This window comes from Paenibacillus anaericanus (genome assembly GCF_003994475.1).
GTDB lineage: Bacteria > Bacillota > Bacilli > Paenibacillales > Paenibacillaceae > Fontibacillus > Fontibacillus anaericanus.
Window position 1 is genome coordinate 129,835 of record NZ_RZNY01000014.1, and the last position, 14,897, is coordinate 144,731.

The 14,897-nt window shown below is 36.9% G+C and carries 13 protein-coding genes; 10 read left to right on the forward strand and 3 right to left on the reverse strand.

The genetic code is table 11. The features are described 5' to 3' along the window. The first annotated feature begins 52 nt into the window (after positions 1-52). From EJP82_RS17010 to EJP82_RS17030, 5 genes are all read left to right on the forward strand, one after another. Positions 53-427, forward strand: a complete 375-nt coding sequence (locus EJP82_RS17010) for a BlaI/MecI/CopY family transcriptional regulator (protein WP_127193271.1) — start codon at positions 53-55, stop codon at positions 425-427. Continuing rightward, the gene (locus EJP82_RS17015) at positions 424-1,947 is read left to right on the forward strand and encodes a M56 family metallopeptidase (protein ID WP_127193272.1); all 1,524 of its coding nucleotides are present in this window, start codon (positions 424-426) and stop codon (positions 1,945-1,947) included. Before EJP82_RS17010 ends, EJP82_RS17015 begins: the two co-directional genes overlap by 4 nt. 123 nt (positions 1,948-2,070) lie before the next feature. After that, positions 2,071-2,310: a hypothetical protein gene (locus tag EJP82_RS17020; RefSeq protein ID WP_127193273.1), complete on the forward strand. Its 240-nt coding sequence runs from the start codon at positions 2,071-2,073 to the stop codon at positions 2,308-2,310. 311 nt (positions 2,311-2,621) lie between these two features. Then, positions 2,622-2,861: a hypothetical protein gene (locus EJP82_RS17025; RefSeq protein ID WP_127193274.1), complete on the forward strand. Its 240-nt coding sequence runs from the start codon at positions 2,622-2,624 to the stop codon at positions 2,859-2,861. After that, complete coding sequence (locus EJP82_RS17030; RefSeq protein WP_127193275.1) at positions 2,861-3,577, forward strand: DUF3994 domain-containing protein; 717 nt, start codon at positions 2,861-2,863, stop codon at positions 3,575-3,577. Before EJP82_RS17025 ends, EJP82_RS17030 begins: the two co-directional genes overlap by 1 nt. An 86-nt stretch (positions 3,578-3,663) precedes the next feature. Here EJP82_RS17030 and EJP82_RS17035 read toward each other — a convergent pair whose 3' ends face one another. The 3 genes from EJP82_RS17035 to EJP82_RS17045 form a co-directional block, all read right to left on the reverse strand. Continuing rightward, the gene (locus EJP82_RS17035; protein ID WP_127193276.1) at positions 3,664-4,803 is read right to left on the reverse strand and encodes a toxic anion resistance protein; all 1,140 of its coding nucleotides are present in this window, start codon (positions 4,801-4,803) and stop codon (positions 3,664-3,666) included. Between the two features lie 277 nt (positions 4,804-5,080). Then, positions 5,081-6,769 carry a vWA domain-containing protein gene (locus EJP82_RS17040; protein ID WP_127193277.1) on the reverse strand — a complete coding sequence of 563 codons (1,689 nt, stop codon included), beginning with the start codon at positions 6,767-6,769 and terminating at the stop codon, positions 5,081-5,083. Positions 6,770-6,782: 13 nt separating this feature from the next. Beyond that, positions 6,783-7,526, reverse strand: coding sequence for a hypothetical protein (locus EJP82_RS17045; RefSeq protein WP_127193278.1), 744 nt, complete (start codon positions 7,524-7,526; stop codon positions 6,783-6,785). Between the two features lie 730 nt (positions 7,527-8,256). Here EJP82_RS17045 and EJP82_RS28665 point away from each other — a divergent pair. The 5 genes from EJP82_RS28665 to EJP82_RS17065 all read left to right on the forward strand — a co-directional run bounded on the left by EJP82_RS28665 (position 8,257) and on the right by EJP82_RS17065 (position 14,124). Next, positions 8,257-8,385 carry a hypothetical protein gene (locus EJP82_RS28665; RefSeq protein WP_281278201.1) on the forward strand — a complete coding sequence of 43 codons (129 nt, stop codon included), beginning with the start codon at positions 8,257-8,259 and terminating at the stop codon, positions 8,383-8,385. A gap of 681 nt (positions 8,386-9,066) precedes the next feature. Beyond that, positions 9,067-11,328 (forward strand): sensor histidine kinase, encoded by a 2,262-nt coding sequence (locus tag EJP82_RS17050; protein ID WP_127193279.1) that lies wholly within the window; start codon positions 9,067-9,069, stop codon positions 11,326-11,328. Positions 11,329-11,344: 16 nt separating this feature from the next. After that, entirely contained in the window at positions 11,345-11,965 is a 621-nt protein-coding gene (locus EJP82_RS17055; RefSeq protein ID WP_127193280.1) for a DNA-binding transcriptional response regulator, read from the forward strand. A 21-nt stretch (positions 11,966-11,986) separates the two neighbouring features. Beyond that, positions 11,987-12,574 (forward strand): HNH endonuclease, encoded by a 588-nt coding sequence (locus EJP82_RS17060; RefSeq protein ID WP_127193281.1) that lies wholly within the window; start codon positions 11,987-11,989, stop codon positions 12,572-12,574. 2 nt (positions 12,575-12,576) lie between these two features. Continuing rightward, the gene (locus EJP82_RS17065; RefSeq protein WP_170220217.1) at positions 12,577-14,124 is read left to right on the forward strand and encodes an Eco57I restriction-modification methylase domain-containing protein; all 1,548 of its coding nucleotides are present in this window, start codon (positions 12,577-12,579) and stop codon (positions 14,122-14,124) included. Positions 14,125-14,897: the final 773 nt, after the last annotated feature.

Sequence of the window (14,897 nt, forward strand, 5' to 3'; positions counted from 1 at the left end):
TAGTATGAAATCAGAACACAAACTATTGCAATAGTGTAAGGAGCTAATCTAAATGACCATTAAGCTTTTTGATTCTGAACTTAAAGTTATGGAAGTGTTATGGAAGACAGGAGATATCACTGCTAAAGAGATTTCCGATATTTTGAAGGACGAGATTGGTTGGAATATGAACACGACCTATACTGTTATCAAAAAATGCATAGCGAAAGGCGCTATAGAGCGCCGTGAGCCTAACTTTATGTGTCATGCATTAATCGCAAAGGTGCAGGTACAAGAAATGGAGACAGATGAGTTAGTCGACAAGGTGTTCGATGGTTCTGTTGATAAACTGTTTGCCTCGCTACTTGGACGAAAGAAATTGTCTACTGGGCAGATTGAGAAACTCAAACAGATTGTAAACAACGAAGAATTTAATGATGACTTATGAACACCTTTCTTAGTATGAGTTCTTCGGCAGCGTTGATGATCTTGGCCGTCGTAGTCATCAGGGCACTATTCATCCACAAGCTTCCCAAGAAGACCTTCATGATGTTATGGGGAATTGTCGTATGCAGACTGCTGCTTCCCTTCACAATCTCGTCACCACTAAGTATCTATACTTGGATCGATCGTTTACGTCCTGAAGAATTAACTACCGTTAATCAATCATCTCCACCAATAACCTCACAACTAACTATACCAATGAGCCTCCCAGATTCGACATCAGAGCTACCACCGATCAGTGACCAAATAATAGCGTTTGTTTCACCTATCGTAGTCATTTGGATTGTTGGTGCGGCTATCTGTACCTTGTTCTTTACGATTACTTATGTAAAATGCCGAAGAGAATTTCAAACCTCTTTGCCTGTTCATCACCCATTAGCTTTGAAATGGCTCGACGAACACAAGTTGACTCGTTCAATACAGATTCGACAATCGCATCGCATTCGGTCACCCCTAACCTACGGGATTAAGCATCCAGTCATACTTTTGCCTAAGAACATGGATTGGAGTAATGTCGAACAGTTACAATACATCCTTGAGCATGAGTTTATACATATTCGACGATTCGACCAGGTGTCGAAGCTACTGTTAACGGCAGTTCTCTGCATCCATTGGTTTAATCCGTTAGTATGGGTCATGTACATGCTTGCGAATCGTGATATTGAACTTTCTTGTGATGAAACGGTCGTGCGATCATTTGGTGAAACAACGAAGAGAGGCTATGCCATGTCGCTAATCACGATGGAAGAACGAAAGAATAGGATCACGCCTTTGAGTAACCATTTTTCAAAAAATGCAATTGAAGAAAGGATTGTTGCTATTATGAAAATGAGAAAAACGACTGCGGCAGCTACTGTTCTGGCCCTTGCATTGATTGTTGGTGCAACGACAGTCTTCGCAACGGGGTCATCTGGCTTGAAACAAGATATAGACACAGCTTATGCAATTGAAGGAACCGTTACTAATAAACCTCCACTTAGTGAACAAGAGCAAAGGTCAGAGATGAAAAAGGTATTAGCTCCGTATGAAAAATTCGGTTTAATCTATGATGAAGAGTCGGGGAGAAGCACCTATAACGGGAAAACGGTCCGTCAGTTTTTTGATGAAATTGCACATCTTGGTTTCTCAGAGCTCACTGGTGAAGTAGATTTGGATGCGGAATATACAAAAGGTGAGTTAAGTGGGTTAATTCCTGCAAGCCAAACTGAATTCGATTCGAGGACGAAGGAAATTCAAAGCATGCCAATCGATGCTAATGCAACTGAGGTGTCTCAGTCATTTGAGATTTCAACGCTCTCGCTCATGTCCCGAGTAGACAACGGTGCAACACAATACTCGACCGACGAAGGGAAAACGTGGATGACACAAGCTGAATTAGATGCAATGTATCCAGTACCTAAGGTAGAATGGTGGACTTATGATGAATACAAAGCATGGCTGGATAATGAAACAATAGAACTTTAGAAATTAATTGGAGAGAAATCATGGACCTCTGGGGATGGCTGGTTCACATGGTCACAGAAACGAGTAGATGATGCGATTACTGGGTATGAGGAAATTCTTTCGAATATTAAAGAGGGGATGAAGGTGTCAAAAACCGTGGATGGTCATAATGATTTTATGATGATCTATAATCCAGGTGAAATATCAAGAGCTACTAGCTATAGCCTAGATATCACATTGGACAACGGTGAGACTGCTACCTTTGGTCCATATGACACGAAGGAAGAGCTTCTTGCTAAGATAGAGCCTTACTGCGAGCAACAAGTGAAACAAGGGAATATGACGCAGCAGGAAGCGGAAGAGATATTGAATCGATATAATTAAGAAATCATCAACTTTGAAACCTCCCGTAAAACGGGAGGTTTATTCATATGGCAAGTGCTATTGGATTGTGACGGCTTTGATGACATCATGGAAGAATTAAAATATGTCAAAGCGGCAGTCCAATCGCCGTTTCAATGATCGTTTAATAAAGTCCAGTCTATATATTTAGTTTTAGAGGGTTAGAAGGGTATCTAAGTTACAAATTACGACAAATATGTTCTATTTGGTATATAAGTTAAATGTTAAGTATAATGGGGTAATCTACTCTTATATTGATAGAAGACATGTCACTGAAAAGCGAGGGATGTTTATTGAAGATATTATTCAAAGTTATGATTTTAGTAGTTTTGACAATGGTGTTGTTGGCGGGTTGTGCTGGTATAGCAAAAGATTCAGGAGTGAACCAGAAGTCAAAAGATTCGGAGGTGTCGTTGAATTTGGCTGAAGAGAAGGAAACACCACAGTTAACTAAGATCGAGTACATAGAAAAACTCAATGATTACAGCAAAGAAATGGAGCAGGAGTTTAATCTTTTGGAGAGGTTTCTGTAATGCCTGAGAAGGTCGATAAAGCATGGATTGATTTGAATATTAAGCATATCGATAGAATCAAGTCTGTAACTTCAAAGTATGCATTGTTGAATGCACCAGAAGAAATGGATCAAATTCATGCAGCCTACATAGAATCTGCGAATATGTTTTCTACTTCTTTGACGTCTATGGCTGATGCCTTAACATCAGGAGATAATGCTGCATTGCAAAATAGTTACACAGATTTATTAAGAGCCCAAGACTATTGGAATTATGCGTATGCTCTGCTCCAATCCGTTGCTGACGTACCACTGAATGGTGGAGATGGGACAATCACCAGTGATGATCTCAAATCCCTTGATAAAAAAGCAGGGATTGATAGAGATTCAGTGTTGAACAATATTTCTAAGGATGGTAGAGAGTTAGCTGGCGAGTGGGGTAAGAGGAAAGCAGATGGTTCAATCGACGTTATAGTCGTTTTTCGCGAGGATGGCGCCTATGAGGGGTACGGGAGTAACGAATACCCCAACAAAGACGATGCGATGATAGGTACGTGGTCTTATGATTACATTACACGCAGCTTGAATATTGTAAATGATACTGTATATTCGAGTGGAGTAGAGGTTGATGTTGTCAGACCTAGCATGACAATGGAGATACAGTCCTTTAATGGGTCTGAGATCCAAATGATGGATGTGGATTCGTTAAATACGTTTAAATACGAGAAAAATAATTAGCACAGCTTTGATTCATTTTGTACAGATAGAACCCCTTGGTCAGATGGTCAGATCGAGGGGTTCTGTTTGATAACTTAAGGGATACACTACAAACCCAACCGATGCCCCTTCTCCAGCCGCACGATATGCTGTTCCCCGGTTTCAGCCAGCTCCCTAAACTGATTAATGGTCTCACGCATTTTGGGGAGGGCTTCTTGCTTATATGTGCTAATAGAATCTAAAGCCGAGAGGACGTCGGTGAAAGCTTGTTTTAAAGTATCAACTGAGATACTCGTCTCAAGAGATTGTTTGTGGATCGCTGCGCCTTGATCTTTTAACATTTTGGAGGTGCCGCTGATTAGGCTGTCAGTGGTTTGATTGAGAAGTTCGATCTTTTTCAGGACAATCCTTTGATTGTAGAGGGCACTGGCGACGGTAACTGAGATTTTGAGGGCGGAAACGGTAACGTTTCTAGCTCGGTCTACGCCACGGATCAGCTCTTTGTTATTTCTGATGACAACTTCGATGGCCATGATTCCCTGTTGATTAACGACTAACATTTGTTGTAAGTCCATGACACGTTGACGCAAAGGGAACAACACTTCTTCTGTAATGAACCGGATTTTATCCTCAGACTCATTACGTAATTTTGCCGCTTCAATTTGTGTCTCAATCTCTTCGTCCATCAACATACCAAGCTGGATTTCTTTTTGTAGTTTTTTGGTCAAATCTCTGAGAGACTGCTGTTCAAACTCCAAAGTTGTATTATCATTTTTTAGTACAGACTTACCCTTATCCAAGGATATGATAATGTCCGAAATGACAGCATCAGCTTTTTGGTACTTGGCAAAGTAAGTACGAAGTGGGTTAAAGAACTTACCTAGAAGTCCATTCTTCGCAAAATCTACTACACTCGGGTCTAGATCTTTCAACTGTAGCTGCAATTCCGTCAAACCCTTGGCTACTTGCCCGCCTTCATCACCTGTTTTGGATAAATTGCCTACAGATACTTGTAAGAGCGAATTTTTATCTGAGGACGACTTCATTGAACTCATCCCGAAGCTATCGATGGACTGCAATACCGATTGTCGTTTCTCTAATGACTCGATATCTAACTCTAGGATCGCCCCGACATTGTTTGCTGCCAACGCTTTGAGTTGTTTGACTTCCTCAGGTTCAGGTTTAACCTGCTCTTCAATAACCGACTTAAGCTTTTCTGGGCTAACCACTTCCATTGAAAAAGACATCAAAATCCCCCTTTTAAGTTTTTGTGAAGGTACAGCATAAGTTTCAGATAGAGAATATACGGCGCATACCTGAAATCAGTGTTTGACAAGAACAGCGTATCAGTGGAGTTTTGGAGGAATGTGAACAAGCAAAGCGTTCGCCTTTAAATGAGAATTTCAACCACTAAAATCGTAAATTTAGGAAATTCTCATTTAACAGCGATGGTAACATCCTTCAAAACGTAACGTTACTTCCCGATTTATTTTGTCAAGCTCTGATTTTGGTTTTGAGCCTAATTTACATTTGCACATTGAGTAAATTACTAATTTTATATACAACATCATCTGTATCTGCATTGATATTCGCTGCCTCATTAATACTTGAAATGCTTTCGAGCGCCTTGATATTTGCGTTATAGCCAATTGTGTAGATAGGGATTTTGTAGGTCTCAATTAGCCCACGGATATCATTAAGTGAATGCCCTTCATTCGTTTCCCCGTCACTTAGCACAAAGATCATCGGTCTGACATCAGGGTGAAGGACTATCTCATCTTGAAGCATTTTCATGGCTACGACGATACCATCAAATGTGGCTGTGCCCCCATCAGCTTGAAGGCTGTTGATCGATCCAACAAACATGGATTGCTGATTTGTATCGTACTTCCCAATTGGAAGATTGATCGTTACATTATTCGAATAGGAAACAAAACCGATGCTATTTTCCCTACCCAAGTATTTTTGACCCGTTAATAATGACTTTTTCAATTGATTGATGGGTTCACCATTCATACTCCCGGATACGTCGGCTACAAATACCGCTGCGATCGGTTTATTTCCGTTTTTCTTTTCCTTCCATAACTTCTGAGCAGAGGATAAGAGGGATCCATCGACTTCTGCAAGCTCAGAATTATAATCATCAAGACCATTAAACCCTTTTTCCTTAGCCAAACTTTGATATTTGCCTTGTTCAACAAACTCTGCAAACTTCTTAATAATATCTAACTTTTCTTGAGGTACATCACCAATAGCATAAAGGGGGCTGTCATGCCTTACGCCAAACGGAGTAAAGACATAGCCACTCTTGAGATCTGGCGCATTGACATACATTTGATACTCTAAGACAAAAGCATCCAGCATTCCGGTCTTCGCTGCATCACGCATTTGTAAAGTGGTGGAGGCAATAAAGGGGACATTGGCTTGGAATTTCTCAAACCCTTGAACCGCTTTTTCTCCGAGTAAATCAGAGCTATCAAAAGTTCCTAGAGCTGCCACCAGAAAGTTCAAACCAGTGGAACTAGCGAATGGATCTGTGTACCCCATAGCCAACTCGTTATCCGAAATAGCATCTGTAATCGTCTTGACGTTTAAAGAACCGTATTTTTCTACTAACTGATCGTACTTGGTCTTATTGGTAACAACACCAGCAATATTCCCGACAAGACGCTTAGATACTAGTTCAGTTTGGATGCCTTGTGACTTCACCATCTCACCCCATAACTCATTGGACGGCGTAAAAGCATCTGGCACATACTTCCCGGACCTTATGTAATCTGTGGCTGTGCCTGAAGGAATATTGCGAATTTTAACAGAAACGGGTCTCCCATCGATTTCAAAGTTGGATGCATTAAAATCTGTTGCGACCTCGTTCAACCAACCATCATTTCCAGTTCCTGATTTCTCTGTGGAGGAGAAAATCTCTACGAAATTGTCCGTAGTATTTGTTACAGAAATAGGGAACTTCGAGATATCGGGTAATGAGTCACCGACAGCTACAGGATCAAGGTCGATTTGCCCCTTTATTTGTTCAGCAGTAGTTACGGAAATATTTCTATAGAGTTTATCCAGTTGTTTGCTTGCGTCTTCTGAAGTGATCTCCGTCTTGGATTTGCCAAAATTAGAGGTTAAGTTAATCCCAAAATAGACAAGTGCAAAAACGATGACCGCAATCAACCCTAACACGACAAACGCTTTACCTTTGCTAGCCATATTCATCTTCCTCTCATTGCTTATAGAATTTCGTCTGTTTGATCAATGCATCAATTTCCTGCATGCACGGCATCTCTTCAACATCTTTATAATCTGTACTCCCTAATAGAGAGATCTCCAACAGCAATTTGTCTAACTTGAGCAAAATCTCTTCATTCGCCCCAAGATACCCTGCTACGTAGGCTAAGTACTCATTGTAAAGATCCGTTTTTTCTTGGATCAGTTTTTTAGAAAATTGAGTAGGTCTTTGCGAACTGGCAAAAGTAGAGAACTCTGATGCATCGAACACACTGAGTTTGTTAAGGATTCCACGGATGTTCAGGTAAAAAAGTTTTTCGACCTCATAAATGACAGAGATGAACTTCTTATAGCTTAATTCCGCGGGATCAAATCTTTGAAGAAGGACATCTAACAAGGTTTCTTTTTTCTTAGCTATTCGCTCTAACTGATCTAAGGCAAGGGAAACATCCTTCTTAAACACTTTTTCATTTCGGAAATGGCTAAGTGCTTCTATATAATCTTCATGCGTTTTGATGTCTTTGACAGGCGTCACTACCGGAAGTTTGAAGAGTGAAGAATAACTTCCATAAAGTACAACAAGGAGACTAATAAACAATAAAGTTACGCCGAAAGCTGTCTCAAGGACATTTGCTCCGCCAATTTCCACCCCTAATAACCCAGGTGACAGGACTACAATGTTCAGAAATACAACACCAACAATAAGTCCGAGCAGTTTGATGGCTCTCGCAATATTCAAAAATACACACCTCCAACACTTATTGCGCTAACGGATAATATAGTCCACTTCCAATATATAGATTTATCAATTTATTTATGCGAACAAGGTGAACAAGGTACAAGCAATGTGGTTGTACTAGGACTTGCTTGAGAAGGAGTTTATGATCGTTCATTTTGATCAATGGGGAGCGGGAAAGCATATTACTTTTTTGAGTCTAAATAAGCAACGAGCTTACTTATTAGATGATGCATAGGCTACTCATTTGGTACGTACATAGGGGTTCAAGGTGCTGCAAAAGTACTTGTAAAATATATAGGTTATATTGAAATCTGACAGGTTGCCGACATTACAAAGAGTGAAGGAGATAGTTTTGAAAATGTCTTAAGGGAGGTAAGGACAGTTGATAACAAACAAGATATAGAAAGACTAGAATAACAGCCATCGTTAACTCTAAGAGTTTTTGCTAGAAAATTTGGAGGAGCGGGTTACTTTACCAAATTTTCTGGTTGTCATGTTCGATGTTGTGTCATCAAAAATACTCAACATTCTACTTGGAAGATGGCAGAATACTAATACGTTTGGAGTAGAGAGACTTATGGAGAGCCGAGCAATTTAGCACTTTGCCATTTATATATGATAATCACGAAATGATGGTGAAAATGATGTTTTATTGAAGTATAAGGCTTCCCTTCTGGGCTTGGTCGAGAATCTAAATTGGACCTATAGGATATATAAAGAAGTGGGGAAGATGGCAGTCAAGGATCAACTGGAAACGGTGGATTTGAAAGATCAAATTGAACAACGGGGAAGAGGAAACGGCTTTACGGAAACAGCAGAAGTTAGAGAGAAAAGTGAACTCGTAAATTATAGTTCTTAACAGAGGGTTTAAAGGTCTTTTTCGACAAATTCAGTTTGATAGTGAAATGCTAAATAGAAATGATAAAAGAGAAGGAAGATGAGGTATCAAGAAACAAAGAGGTTATTAGACTTGCGGAACAAGGACTTCATTCTAAGGAGATAGAGCAGTTGAATTCAGCTCTCCAAACTTATATCGCAGTTTGGCGAGAATTATTCAAGGATGCTTATACGCCTAATAGGAAAATGATATTTAGCACGATTATTGGATGCATCAGGGTCTACAGAGATTTAGTAGAACTAGAGCTGAAAATAGATATCAATTCATTTTAGTCAACCGTTGGTGCAAACAATATAATGAAACGTTAAAAATGACGATACGAGTAAGATTTTGTTGCATCGAAATAATGTAATTAATAGATTATTAGTGGATAGTGATAGGTCCTTGGAATCATGCGGGCTTTTTTCATACCAAAACTATCCAACCCTATGGTATAGTAGAGAAAAATAAAGGGGAATTATAGAATTTTTAGGAAGAAAATCAATTATTTTTTTAGGTACATAGTCCTTTAGATTTGATTTTTCAAAAATTAGAATGTGCTAAATTAATAATCAAATATCGTAAGAAGATTGGCCTAAAATCTGTGTAAATATAATTTGACAAATTTCTAAATTTTTAAATTTAATTAAAGGAGAGAGACTGATGCCTAAAATACCTTTTAATGTTCATGCTTATACTGCTCGACTAATAGGAAGGGAGAATGTATCAAAATTAGAAGGCGCAGTGCTAGAATTGGTAAAAAATACATATGATGCAGATGCAGCGATTTGTGTACTTTATTATGAAAAATCGACAAAGACTCTATATCTAGCGGATAATGGAATTGGTATGACAGAAGGAATCATAAGTACTCATTGGATGACTATAGGGAATTCCTCGAAAGTTAATAACTATATGACTCCTAGTGGAAGAATTCAAACAGGAGCAAAGGGAATTGGTAGATTTGCATTAGATCGGATTTCTGATGTATGTCAAATGCTTACTATTAATGGGAGTACTAATCTCGAGTGGAATGTTAACTGGAGTGACTTTAATTCCGGCAAGACTATAACTGAGGTTTACGCTGATCTAAATCCAGTAACCTATTCTATTAATGATTTTTTTAGTAAAACTAAAAACACTTCATTGAAAAAACTTGTAAGAGAGAACTTTAAATCAACAGGAACCGTATTTAAACTCAGCTCACTAAGAGACGAATGGTCGGATACTTTAGTAGAAAGAATAAAAAACAACCTAGCAACGCTAATCCCTCCGGAAATAGAGAATATTTTCAAAGTATACTTTTTTTGCGAAGATACAGAGGAAGAAAAGGCAAAAGTAAGTATGAATAACGGTCTTTTTTCTTATGATTATAAAATGGACTTTTCATGTGAACTAGATGGAAGAATCATTACTAAAGTATATCGTAATGAATTTGATTTTAAAGGACAATTTGAAACTATAATGCTTGAAGCAGGATTTAACTCTAAAGATAGGGATTATTTTAATGGAGATCCAATAATTTTTGAAAGAACAATTGGCGAAATGCTGCCCAGTAAAAATGTAGAGACACCTAACACAATAGGAAAGTTCTCTGGTGTTATGTATTTCTCTAAGCAGACCTCTACCTTAGATGAAAAAGAAAAGTACTTTTATAAGGATTTTTCTAATAGAAAGGACTATAGAGATACTTTTGGTGGGATAAAAATGTATCGGGATCATTTTAGAGTCCGTCCTTATGGTGAGCCAAAGACATCAAATTATGATTGGTTACTATTATCAAATAGAAAAACGAAGTCTCCTGCTGCGATCTCTCATACAACTGGAAAATGGAGAGTCAATTCAGACCAGATGATAGGAACGATATATATATCCAGAACAAATTTAACTTTACCTGATCAATCAAACAGGGAAGGTATAGTAGAAACAAAAGAGTTTGCTGACCTAAGAGAGATATTATTAGGAGTTCTCAAATTTTTTGAAGAGGATCGTCAATATGTATGCAGATTATTAAGTAAATACTATGATGCTACTCACTTTACAGAACAATATGAGAAAGAAATAAACGACAAAGCGAGTAAAGAAGAAAAAAACAAGAAAAAAAAGCATGGGAAATATTCATCCGCTCCAGAGTATATTGAGGTTTCAAAGGTAAAGACAGTCCTTGAAAACAAGGACATTAAAATTCGTGATCTTGAGGATGAAAATAGATTATTAAGAACTTTGGCCACTACAGGGATTGTAACAAATACCTATATACATGAAATTAAAGACTCTACTCATAAATTGAGTATGAAAATTATTATGGCTAAGGAAGCATTAGAATTTGATGATAATAAAGAAGAGGCCATTGAATATATTAACGCTGCTAATGAAATAAAAAACTCGTTCAACTCATGGTTCAAAGTAACAATTGAATCTGTCAGAAGAGACAAGCGATCTATGAAAGAAGTCAATCTTCAAACATTAATACAGGAACTTATAACTTCATGGAATGAAGTGGAAGAGGATAAGGGTGTCCATATTGGACTAGAGATGGAAGAAGTGACATTCAAGTGTTTTCCATATGAAATTGAAAGCCTATTAAATAATCTACTCACTAATAGTTTCACCTCCTTTAGTAGTGTTAGGGTAAACAATAAAGAAATCAATATAAAAGTAACATCTGCAGAAAATAATGGGATTATTATAGATTATCATGATACTGGTGTTGGTCTTAGTGCTGCGTATAAAAGCAACCCGGAACGAATCTTGGAGGCATTTGAAACTGACAAACGAAACGAACTCGGTGAACAAATAGGTACTGGTATGGGAATGTGGGTAATTGTGAAGACTGTAAATGAATATAATGGGACTATAGATCTTTCTAAAAATTCATCCAGTGAGAATGGATTTTACATTAGTATTGTACTAAACGGAAAGTGATTAAGGGGGGCAAGAAATGTGCCGAGTTGGTTTCGTAGATGATGACTTTGATGAATTCGGGAATTATAAGAAAAGACTTGCGCGTAGAGGTATTGATTTGCATTTTGTGGATAATTGTTTATCCTTGCATGATATTCTAGATTGGGTATTAAACAACACGATCGAATGCTTACTGGTTGATCATAAATTGACTGCTAAGTATGATTTTTACGGAACGAAGGTAGTTGCTTTTATTAACAATCACTTGCCAGATCTCCCATGTATCATTTTAACAAACTTTCCTGGTGACTCAGCCGACGACAAATTAGTAATGAAAAATCTTATATTTGATCGAAATATTCTATCAAGCGATGGTGAGAAATTCAATAACTTTTGTGAGATAGTCAAACAATCAACAGAGGTATTTAAAAATCGATTAAATCTTCATCTTGATGAGTATGCTGTGTTATTAGAAAAGAAGACTAATCAAGAAATCACAGCTGAAGAAGAAGAAACTTTTCTACATCTTTTTAAAATTTTAAAATCTTACGGTGAAGTCGATGATGTAGCTTCTGAACTACTAAAGCCTGACATTAATCGGAAGATGGACAATCTATTAAAGAAACTTGATCATTATATCGACCTTAATAAGGAATAGTAAGATGCTTGGGGGAAAGTCATGCGACTACATGGGGATGTTAAATTAGTTCGACGAACAAATCTAGTGCAAGAAAATGATTATGCAAAATATAGAACGTCTCTATTGGAAGATTTTGGTGATATTTGCGGATATTGCGGCAAGAGTATAAGACTTGCTAACAAAGGTTTTGAAATAGATCATTTTGTACCCGTTTCAATAGATAAAACTAGAGAAACAGATTATACCAATTTGGTTATGTCTTGTTTTGTTTGTAATAGAAAAAAAGGGAAAAAATGGCCTACCAATAACAAAGAGTTGTGCCATGACGAGAGACAAGGCTTTGTTGATCCAGTAATTGAAGAGTTCGATACTCATTTAGGACGAGATCAGTCTGGTGCAATAGAATATTATACAGATGTAGGGGCATATATGTATGGAGTTTTTAAATTTAAGCTTAGACCAACCTCACATGTTTGGAAATCTATGGAACTTGTTAAGTGTAAAGAACAACTATATCAAATTAAAAAAGAGAGCATTCAATTTTCGGTAGATGAAATGGAACAATTTATTGATATACAAGAAGAATTAGACAATCTACTAGAATATTTACTTGGTAAAGGGGAATAAAAGTGGAAGACAAGCAGACAGGGTCATTTTATACCCCAAAATCCTTAGTTAGTTATATGTCTGAGTATGCTATGCAAAAAGTAAATGCACCTACTATATTGGAACCATCGGCTGGGGATGGGAGATTTATAGATGTTCTTACTGATTATGACAGTTCAATTGATGCTATTGAAATAGATGCAAATAAAATTGAGTATTTAAAAAGTGTTTGTCCAAATAATAACGTCCAATTGATATGTGCTAACTTTATTAAGTATTCCCTTAAATCAAATAAAAAATACAATTTGATTATTGGTAATCCACCCTATATTACAAAAAAGGTTCTCACTGAGGATGAAAGAGCAATTTCAATAGAGTTGATAAAATATTGGTCACTTCCAGATTCTATTTTTCAAAATTTATGGGTATCCTTTGTTCTTGGGGCATTGAAATTACTAAATGAGAATGGTGCTATATTCTTTGTGCTTCCTTTCGAATTTCTACAGGTTCATTATGCGGAGAAGTTAAGAAACTTTCTCGAAGAAAAATTTAATTTAATAGAAATAACAACATTTAAAGAAAGTGTATTTCCAGACATCGAACAAGATGTTTGCCTAGTATATATGACAAATATATCAGGTATAAAGCCTATAGTAAAATATACAACAGTAAAAAACATAGATGATTATAACCCCATAGAATATAGTGAGATTAGAAGAAATAAACCACTTAAAAAGTGGTCTAATTCGATTCTCAACGATGATGAAATTGAGTTACTGATGAATTTATCTAACCAGTACACTAAAGTCTCAAGTTTAGGTAACATTTCTCCTGGGATAGTCACAGGTGCTAATGATTTTTTTATTATCAACGACTCAGACGCAGAAAGACTAAATTGTAAAGAATTGCTAATACCTATTATACAAAAAGGCTCAAGTGTATCTAAATTATTGCTATTTGCAAAGGATGATTTTTTAGAGTTAACAGAATTAAATAAGAAGGTTTGGATGCTTAACCTATCAAAAGTTGATATAACCAATATATCAGGTGACTTAAAAAACTATTTATCAGAAGGAATGATACGAGAGCTACATAAACGTTATAAGTGTGGACAACGAAAAAGATGGCATGATGTTCCTATAATATCTTCAGGGGATCTTATGTTTTTTAAAAGATATAACAAATTACCTAGATTAATAGTAAATAGTGCAGATGTATATACAACTGACATTTCTTATAATATCAGATTAAATAATGAATTTGATGCACATTCAGTCGCATTTTGTTTTTACAATTCTCTAACTTTGACTTTGTGCGAGTATAGTGGTCGCTTTTATGGTGGTGGAGTAGCTGAACTTGTTCCAAGCGAGTTTAAATCACTTAGTATACCCTATAAACGTATTCATAAAAGTAGTGTGAAAAAGCTAGATAGAATGTTAAGAGAAAATAAAACTATTGAAGAAATAGTAAAGTATGTAGATGGTATTGTATTAAATGATTTATCTCCTAATGATCTTGATGTACTTAAGAAAATTAGAGAGAAATATTTGATACGCCGCTTAAAACAATAATTATTAGATGTGAGGTAAGTGTAACAGTAAGTGTCACAAAGAAAAATCTTTATCTGCTTAAAATTATGTATTGAACTTAGAATAACTTCGTGAGTCTGTAAATAGGACGGATTAAATGTAAATATTGATATAACAGGATGATGAGTGGAAGAAACGTGAAGATCTAACCATATAAAGTTCATGAAGTGATTAAGTATTACGATGGAAGAGCTATAATTATGCAAGTAAGTTTATTTGAATGACTATGAACAAGTATTCAGATAAAATGGAATTTTGTTTCATATGGCAATATGACATAAAATGGGCTGTGTAAAAGCTCCGGGACTTAAAGGTAGTCAAACCCAAGGATGACAGTCCCAACGGCTTATGTAAACTGAGTAGCCAATAGATTGCCAAGGAAAAGTCGCCATATTTACTGCAACACCGCACATAACCCGGCACACTGATCTCTTGGTCAGATGAGCTTTAGAAGTCGCCGTACGCGAGAACAAACCAGCATAGCTGATGTTTATTGACCCATACGTATCTGTCATTAATGAGATGTCACAACGCGTTGCGATTGCAATAGCTCTTACTTCTAGATCCAGATTTTGCTCCTTGATGAGCAATTTGAAGCACTAGACGCTATTACGAAACGACATATGCAAGAGTCGAACATGGTGATGATAAACAAGAATGCAATCTTCCCAAGCATTGCGAACAGCGGTATCCACACTTGAGCATATGTAAAACAAAGCGATCAACATCAAATTTAAGATCAAAAGACTTGCTCG

Bases quoted from the DNA above. Each gene is read 5' to 3' on its own strand.
- EJP82_RS17060 (WP_127193281.1), top strand. From the start codon at position 11,987: ATGCGACTACATGGGGATGTTAAATTAGTTCGACGAACAAATCTAGTG.
- EJP82_RS17015 (WP_127193272.1), top strand. From the start codon at position 424: ATGAACACCTTTCTTAGTATGAGTTCTTCGGCAGCGTTGATGATCTTG.
- EJP82_RS17010 (WP_127193271.1), top strand. From the start codon at position 53: ATGACCATTAAGCTTTTTGATTCTGAACTTAAAGTTATGGAAGTGTTA.
- EJP82_RS28665 (WP_281278201.1), top strand. From the start codon at position 8,257: ATGGCAGTCAAGGATCAACTGGAAACGGTGGATTTGAAAGATCAAATT.
- EJP82_RS17030 (WP_127193275.1), top strand. From the start codon at position 2,861: ATGCCTGAGAAGGTCGATAAAGCATGGATTGATTTGAATATTAAGCAT.
- EJP82_RS17050 (WP_127193279.1), top strand. From the start codon at position 9,067: ATGCCTAAAATACCTTTTAATGTTCATGCTTATACTGCTCGACTAATA.
- EJP82_RS17055 (WP_127193280.1), top strand. From the start codon at position 11,345: ATGTGCCGAGTTGGTTTCGTAGATGATGACTTTGATGAATTCGGGAAT.
- EJP82_RS17040 (WP_127193277.1), bottom strand. From the start codon at position 6,769: ATGGCTAGCAAAGGTAAAGCGTTTGTCGTGTTAGGGTTGATTGCGGTC.
- EJP82_RS17035 (WP_127193276.1), bottom strand. From the start codon at position 4,803: ATGTCTTTTTCAATGGAAGTGGTTAGCCCAGAAAAGCTTAAGTCGGTT.